The following is a 1,628-nucleotide window of genomic DNA, read 5'->3' as shown; positions in this document are numbered from 1 at the left end:
GCCGCGAGCGCCGCTCCCGCTAGAAGTGCAGCGGGTGGCCCAGCGTGGCCTCGGCGCCCTCGTGCATGATCTCCGAGAGCGTCGGGTGGGCGTGGATGGTGTGGGCCAGCTCCTCGGTGGTGATCTCCAGCTTCATGGAGACGCACGCCTCCGCGAGCAGCTCCGTCGCGTGGGGCCCGATGATGTGGATGCCCAGCACCTCGTCGTACTTCTTGTCGGAGACGATCTTGATGAGGCCGATGGACTCGTTGGAGATGGCCGACTTGGTGACGGCGCCGAAGGGGGCGATGCCCACCTTCACGTCGTAGCCGCGCTCCTTGGCCTTCTTCTCCGTGAGGCCCACCGACGCCACCTCGGGGTAGCAGTACGTGGCCGACGGGGTCAGGTCGTAGTTGATGGGCGCGGGGTTCTTCCCGGCGATGTGCTCCACCACCATCACGCACTCGGCGCTGGCCATGTGCGCGAGCATCGGCGTGGGGATGACGTCACCGATGGCGTAGACGTTGGGCTCGGTGGTGCGGCACTGCGCGTCCACCTTGACGAAGCCGCGGTCGGTCTGGATGGACGTCTTGTTGAGGCCCACGTCCTCGGTGACGGGCGAGCGGCCCACCGCCGACAGGAGGATCTCCGCCTCCAGCGTCTTCGTCTCGCTGCCCACGGTCATGGTGACGCGCACGCCGTCCGCCGTGTGCTCCACCTTCTCCACCTTGGCGCCCACGTGCACGTCGATGCCGCGGCGGCGGAAGATCTTGTCCAGCTCCTTGGAGATGTCCGCGTCCTCGATGGGCAGGAGCGCCGGCATGTACTCCACGATGGCCGTCTTGCTGCCCACGTGGTTGAACACGGAGGCGAACTCGCAGCCCACCGCGCCCGCGCCCAGGACGATGATGCTCTTGGGGATGCGGTCGATGGTCAGGATGGAGTCACTGTTCATCACCCGCTTGTGGTCCACCTGCACGTTCGGCAGGGACTTGGGCACGGAGCCCGTGGCGATGATGATGTTCTTCGTCTCCAGGGTCTGCTTGGAGCCGTCCTCCGCCGTCACCTCCACCTTGCCCTTCCCGCTGATGCGACCATGGCCCTTCACGACCGTGATCTTGTTCTTCTTCATCAGGAAGTCGATGCCGTTGGCACCCTTGGTGACGACCTTGTCCTTGTGCTTCTGGGCGTTGGCCCAGTTGACGGTGGGGTTGGCCGTGTCGATGCCGAAGTCCGCCGCTTCCTTGATGTGGTGGAAGAGCGACGCCGTCCACAGGAGCGACTTGGTGGGGATGCATCCGCGATGCAGACAGGTGCCGCCCAGGCGCTTGTCCTTCTCGATGATGGCCGTCTTCAGCCCAAGCTGGGCCGCGCGGATGGCGCCCACATAGCCGCCAGGACCCGAGCCGATGATCACCACGTCGAAAGTCTCAGCCACGCACGCCTCCGTCTATTTTGCGGATGGAACTCGCGGGCGCTGATAACCCCCGGTCCCGGTTGGAATCAAGGAGTTTGCTCGTGCGCCGCTTCCCGCCCCATACGCTCCTCTTGATGCTAGTAGCGCTGCTGGCCTTCGGACGCCTCTATTACGTGACCCACCGCGACACGCCCGCTCCGGCCCCCGGACAGGCTGCGGTGCCCGGAAAGCC

General features: G+C 65.7%; 1 protein-coding gene. It reads right to left on the bottom strand.

What is annotated here, in order from left to right; genetic code table 11:
* Window positions 1-19: 19 nt before the first annotated feature.
* Window positions 20-1,417 carry a dihydrolipoyl dehydrogenase gene (lpdA, locus tag D7X12_RS41220; RefSeq protein WP_120630548.1) on the bottom strand — a complete coding sequence of 466 codons (1,398 nt, stop codon included), beginning with the start codon at window positions 1,415-1,417 and terminating at the stop codon, window positions 20-22.
* Window positions 1,418-1,628 lie beyond the last annotated feature (211 nt).

Source organism: Corallococcus sicarius (assembly GCF_003611735.1).
GTDB classification, from domain to species: Bacteria; Myxococcota; Myxococcia; order Myxococcales; family Myxococcaceae; genus Corallococcus; species Corallococcus sicarius.
Note: the sequence above shows the minus strand (reverse complement) of the source record. Positions and strands in the feature narration are given on the sequence as shown.